We start from the raw sequence: 6,442 nt of genomic DNA on the forward strand, positions 1-6,442 counted from the left end.
TATTTTTTGAAAAAGTTATATTGATTACATAGTATTCATACTATGAAAAACAATGAAAATAGTGTAGAATGTTATATACACGTTATATAAACAATGTAGAAATACAAATCTAAGAGATACACATAAATTTGGAGGATTATTCATGGAGGATAAAAAAATAATTAACAATGGGATAAAAGCTAAACCTTTTGTAAAATGGGCAGGAGGCAAGGGAGCTTTAATTGACGAAATAACAAAATTTTATCCTAAAGAGTTGGGAAATGAAATATTTAAATATTGTGAACCTTTTGTAGGTGGAGGGGCAATATTATTTGATATACTATCCAAATTTGATATAAAAGAAGTATATATAAGTGATCTAAATGAAGAACTAATTTCTTTATATAAAGTTATCAGGGATGATGTCCATTCGTTAATTAAATATTTAGAAAAATTTGAAGAAGAGTATTTACCTCTCAGTACAGAGAGCAGAAAAGAGTATTATTATAAAAAAAGAGAGGAATATAATAACTATATATTAAAAAAAATAAATGATACAACATACGGTTCAGCACTTTTTTTATTTATAAATAGAACCTGTTTTAATGGGTTGTATAGAGTGAATTCACAAGGGCTTTATAATGTTCCTATGGGAGCATATAAGAATCCAAAAATTTGTGACAAAGAAAATCTTATAGATGCATCATTGTTGCTTAAAGATGTTAAAATATACTGTGGAAGTTATTTAGAATGTATTAATTTTGTTGATGAGAATACATTTGTATATTTTGATCCTCCATATAGACCTTTATCTGAAAGTTCAAGTTTTACTTCATATGCTAAAGAGGAATTTGGCGATATGGAACAGATAAAGTTATGTGAGTTTTTTAAAAAGCTGGATAAAAAGGGAGGAAAATTACTACTGAGTAATTCTGATCCTAAAAATGTAGATGAAAATGATGAATTTTTTGATAAGTTGTATAATGGGTTTAGTATTAAACGAATTGCGTCAAAGAGAAGAATAAATTCTAAAGCAGATAAAAGAGGCGAAATAACTGAATTACTTGTTTCAAATATGGGAGGGGAAAAGATTATGAAAAGAGATTTCAATGAATGGCTGGAAAGTTTTAGAAAAAGTATAGCAACTTATGAATATTATGTTGATTTTGAAAAAATTCACAATAATGTTGAGAAGATTAAAGTTGAACTGAATATATTAAATTCACTTATTGGTTCAAAAAATATTAAGCATGATTTTATAAATTTATTAAATAATTATCCAGAAATATTAAAATGTATTCCTATTTTACTGGCAGTAAGAAGTACAGAAATATATGTGCTAGATACAGAAGAAGAATTTAATTATTCATTTAAAAAAAGTAATTATACTCCGGAACAATATGCTGTTTTTATGGAAAAAACAGGGTTGTTTGATCTTATACAAAATAAGATTATAAATAATCTTTATGATTATGTCACAGGGGTTGAAACTGGGCTGGACTCAAATGGTAGAAAAAATCGTGGTGGACATCTAATGGAAGATATTATAGAAAAATTTATACAAAAAGCAGGATTTAAAAAAGATGAAAATTATTTTAAAGAGATGTACACACAGGAAATACAAGATAAATGGAATATAAACTTATCACCAATATCAAATCAAGGAAAGACTCAGAAAAGATTTGATTATGTTGTTAAAACTTCTAAAACAATATATTTAATTGAAACAAATTTTTATGCCAGCAATGGTTCTAAATTGAATGAAACCGCAAGAAGCTATAAGACAATCGCCTTAGAAGTAAAGGAAATACCTGGTGTAGAATTTGTATGGTTTACAGATGGTAAAGGTTGGAAAAGTGCTAAAGGAAACTTACAGGAGACATTTGATGTTATGGAGCATATATATAATATTACAGACTTGAAAAATGGTGTTATGAGAAAGATTTTTGTATAGAATAGACCACTTTTTAAGGAAAAAATAAATTTAAGGGGGAGCTATGGTAAAAAAAATTAAAAAGTGGGAACCAGAAAACTTCGAATTAGAGATGAATAGTGTTTGGAGTTTTCCTAAAAGGGGAGATTGGGCAACGCATGATGCAAAATATAGGGGAAACTGGTCTCCATACATTCCAAGAAATATTATTCTTAGATACTCCAAGGAGGGAGACTTACTTCTTGATCAGTTTGCAGGTGGAGGAACGACACTTGTAGAAGCTAAACTTCTGAAACGAAATATAATAGGAATAGATATAAACGAGATGGCCTTAGATAGATGTAAAGAAAAGACTGACTTTATATTTGAAAATGCCGGACAAGTGTGTATAAAAAAAGGAGATGCAAGAAATCTCAATTCTATTCCTAATGAAAAAATTGATTTGGTGTTAACTCACCCTCCTTATGCGAATATTATTAAATATAGTGAGGACATTGAAGAAGATTTATCTCATCTAAAAGTAAAAGATTTTTTAGTAGAAATGAAAAAAGTTGCCAGTGAATGTTATAGAGTTTTAAAAAAAGATAAATTTTGTGCAATCCTCATGGGGGATACTAGACAAAAAGGGCATGTTATACCACTTGGTATGAGTGTAATGAAAGTATTTGAAGAACAGGGATTTAATTTGAAAGAGATAATAATCAAAGAGCAACACAACTGTAAAGCCACAGGTTTTTGGAAAACCAATAGTATTAAATACAATTTTTTACTTTTAGCTCATGAATATCTTTTTGTTTTTAAAAAATAATTTGCTCTATTAGAAAAACTTTCCTGATATTGACTTTATATAACAGTTGATATATGATGAACGTAATAAAATCAACATTTACTTAATAATTTAGCAAGGGAGAGTTAAAATTGGAAAACACGAAAAACTTGAAGTTTCACAACTTTTTTAATCGCTATTTCATAACTGGACTTAATGGAATGGCATTGGCTCTATTTTGTACTTTGATTTTGGGACTTATTATAAAACAGATATCCCTGAATCTTACTGGTGAATTAAAGATTTTTATGGTGTCCATAGGGGCGGTAGCCATGTCACTTACAGGACCTGTTATTGGAATAGGTGTTGCCCATGCATTAAAAGAACCGAAACTTGTAATCTTAGCTTCAGGAGCTACAGGATTTATTGGAGCTTTTGGAGGAGCACTGGCCAATGGGCAGATTTTAGGTGAAGGTGGGAAAATAATTGTATCTGGAGCTGGAGATCCATTGGGAGCTTTTATAGCAGTAGTTGTAGGAGCTGAAATAGGAGCAATGGTATCAGGGAAAACCAAACTTGATATTATAGTCACTCCACTTGTAACAGTTCTTGTAGGATCTGTTACAGCCTTTATAGCTGGCCCATATCTTTTATCAGGAATGCATGCCCTTGGTAAATTTATTCAGACAGCTACATTGATGCAGCCATTTATTATGGGAGTGCTGGTATCAGTAATAATGGGAATGGTTTTGACACTTCCTATAAGTTCAGCAGCACTGTCAATTATTTTAGGACTTTCAGGAATAGCATCAGGTGCTGCAACAGTAGGATGTTCTGCTCAGATGGTAGGATTTGCAGTTATAAGTTTTAAGGCAAATAGATGGAATGGACTTTTAGCACAAGGGATAGGAACTTCTATGCTTCAGGTGCCAAATATCATGAAGAAACCTGTTATATGGATTCCACCAATTGTTGCAAGTGTAATACTGGGACCTGTTTCTACTATGGTGTTAAAATTAGAGAATAACCCAGCTGGTGGAGGAATGGGAACATCAGGACTTGTTGGTCAGCTTATGACTTGGCAGACTATGAGTGGATATACAGATCACACTGTACTTTTAATTGAGATTATACTTATGCACTTTATTCTTCCAGCAATTATATCTCTTTTAGTAGCAGGAATTATGAAGAAAAAAGGGATAATAAAAGATGAGGATTATCTTCTTATAAAATAGATGTTTTTAAGGATCAGTTTAACTGGTCCTTTTTTGTTGAGATATGATTTTCATAAAAAATAGAGTATAATTAAAGTAGATGATAATTGTCATTAAAGGAGGGAAAGACGTGGTATGGATTATTCCGTGTAATTTAAAAAAGTATGATTTAATCAGAGCTTTTGAAAATTATGATTTTATATATTGGCATAAAAGCAAGCAGTTGGCAAAATCACAACCGGGAGATATTGTATATATTTATTGTGGTCAACCATATCAAAAGATTGTGTACAGGTGTAAAATAGAAAAAATAGTTAAAAGAGATGTAGAACTTGACATAGATTTTGATAAAGCACTTTGGAAAAATGAAAGAGATTATATCTTAAATAAAAAATATGAAGAGTTTTTAAAAATTAAACAAGTAGATTGGGTGAATACAGAAAGTTTAAAGTTAAATTACCTAATTGATAATGGATTAAAAAAAGCACCTCAAGGACCAATGAAATTAGAAAATAAACCTAAACTTTTAGATTATATAAAAAGATCTGTTAATGAGTATAAAAATGAAATATACAGAGAAACAGAAATGGATGAGGTAACAAAACTTTTAGAAGGAAAAGAGATGGAGCAACTTATATTGAGGAGAGAGAGAAATATAAAGGCAAGAGATAGAGCAATAGAACTTCACGGTGTTTCTTGTTCAGTGTGTGGAGTGAATTTTGAAGATATTTATGGTGAACTGGGTAAAAATTTCATTGAGATTCATCATATTAAGCCTATCAGCAATCAAAAAGGGGAATATGAAATTAATCCAGAAAAAGATTTAATCCCAGTATGTTCTAATTGTCATTCAATGCTTCATAGACAGATAAATGGTGAAAACGTAAGTGTGGAAAGATTAAAAGAGATTGTGTTAGAGAGAAAAAATAGGAGGAAGTTATGAAATTAGGCTTGGATTCTATGACTAAAAAAGCAATATTTATCTTTATATTTGCACTGGTACTCCAGATTCCTATATCATTTATTCAGGGAATAGTTTATGAAAGACGTAATTTGAGGGAGCAGACTGTAAGTGAAGTAAGCAGAGAATGGGGAGATGAACAGAAAATAGCAGGTCCTTTTTTAGTAGTTGAGTGTTCAACATTTACAAGTAGAGAAAAAGTGACTAAAAAACTTCTTATTTTACCTGAGAACCTTAATATATCCTCTTCATTTGATACATCAGTAAGAAAAAGAGGAATATACAATGCAACAGTATATACAGGAGATTTGGATATTAAGGGGAATATAGTTTTACCAGATGAGGATATTTTCAGAGATTATACTATTGAACAGATATATTTTTCATTGGGATTAACAGACAATAGAGGAATTGAAAAAATAGACAGTTTTGAAGTTGATGGACATTCTATGAGAGTTGACTCTGGAACTGACTCACGTCTTTTTGACAGTGGAATATCAACACTTTTAAAAGATTTTAATTATAGTTCAGGAAAGGTAATTCCATTTAAAATAAATTTAAGGCTCAGAGGAACTCAGAAAGTAACTCTTCTTCCTTTTGGAGTACAAAATAGATTTGAAGTTTCATCTCCATGGAAACATCCAAGCTTTTATGGAATGCTTCCTGCAACATCAAAAATAGATGAAGATGGATTTACAGCTACATGGGATATTACAAATCTTGTGAGAAACTATAAACAGTATTTCTGGGAAGAGGATTATAAGTCATCAGAAATGTATAATAGGGATAATACAATTTTTGATGGTGGTCTTGCAGGAGTAAGATTTTATGAGGGAATAACTGAATATGATCAGATAAATAGAGCAGCTAAATATGGAATTCTCTTTATAATGCTAAGCCTTCTTGTAGTATATATTTTTGAGATTTCAGGGAAAAAGACTACACACTATATTCAATATGGAATTGTGGGATTTTCTCTTGCACTTTTCTATCTGATACTTCTATCACTTGTTGAGTATCTGAATTTCAATATGGCATATTTTATAGCAACTATGGCAGTAGCACTTCCAAATGCATTTTATCTAAAAGGAATCACACATAATATAAAATATGGAATTGGAATGTTTGCTTTCCTATGTGGTATCTATACAATACTATATTCAATTTTAAGAATGCAAAACTACTCACTCCTTATAGGAACTGCTCTTATTACAGGAGTTGTCTATATTCTTATGTATGTTACAAGAAATCTTGAGAGATTTGAAAAAATGGATAAGATTGAAAAATAATTTTAGTTTTCTCAATTTGAGAAAACTCAGAACCGGCAATATTAGTTGACTGTAGAAAGAATAGTTTATAATAACTAAGCAATATATAATCTAGTATAAATTGGGGCTGTTGCAAATTTTCAGTATTCTACTTTGCTGAAAGACAACAGCTCTTTTTTATTAATTTTAACTATAATATCTAAAAAATCATGTAAAGAAAAACACCTTGACATATAGTGATAAATCCTTTAATTTATTGCTTTTTCATTTTTTGAATTAAATTTTTTAAAATTTTTAGAAAAAAGTGTTGACGAAAAGTTA

5 protein-coding genes are annotated in these 6,442 nt (G+C 30.1%); all 5 read left to right on the forward strand.

Features of this window, described 5'->3' with window-relative positions:
- Positions 1–142 precede the first annotated feature (142 nt).
- Positions 143–1,933 carry a DpnII family type II restriction endonuclease gene (locus tag IX290_RS11685; RefSeq protein WP_249168942.1) on the forward strand — a complete coding sequence of 597 codons (1,791 nt, stop codon included), beginning with the start codon at positions 143–145 and terminating at the stop codon, positions 1,931–1,933.
- Positions 1,934–1,976: 43 nt separating this feature from the next.
- Complete coding sequence (locus tag IX290_RS10935) at positions 1,977–2,720, forward strand: DNA methyltransferase (protein WP_211493224.1); 744 nt, start codon at positions 1,977–1,979, stop codon at positions 2,718–2,720.
- A gap of 110 nt (positions 2,721–2,830) precedes the next feature.
- Positions 2,831–3,913, forward strand: coding sequence for a PTS sugar transporter subunit IIC (locus tag IX290_RS10940; RefSeq protein ID WP_249168941.1), 1,083 nt, complete (start codon positions 2,831–2,833; stop codon positions 3,911–3,913).
- Between the two features lie 109 nt (positions 3,914–4,022).
- On the forward strand, positions 4,023–4,835 hold the full coding sequence (locus tag IX290_RS11790; RefSeq protein ID WP_211493225.1) for an HNH endonuclease: 813 nt from the start codon (positions 4,023–4,025) through the stop codon (positions 4,833–4,835).
- Positions 4,832–6,142: a cell envelope integrity protein CreD gene (gene creD / locus IX290_RS10950; RefSeq protein ID WP_211493226.1), complete on the forward strand. Its 1,311-nt coding sequence runs from the start codon at positions 4,832–4,834 to the stop codon at positions 6,140–6,142. The genes IX290_RS11790 and creD overlap by 4 nt, the downstream gene beginning before the upstream one ends.
- Positions 6,143–6,442: the final 300 nt, after the last annotated feature.

The sequence above is a fragment of the Fusobacterium sp. DD2 genome (assembly GCF_018205345.1).
In the GTDB taxonomy this organism is placed as follows: domain Bacteria; phylum Fusobacteriota; class Fusobacteriia; order Fusobacteriales; family Fusobacteriaceae; genus Fusobacterium_A.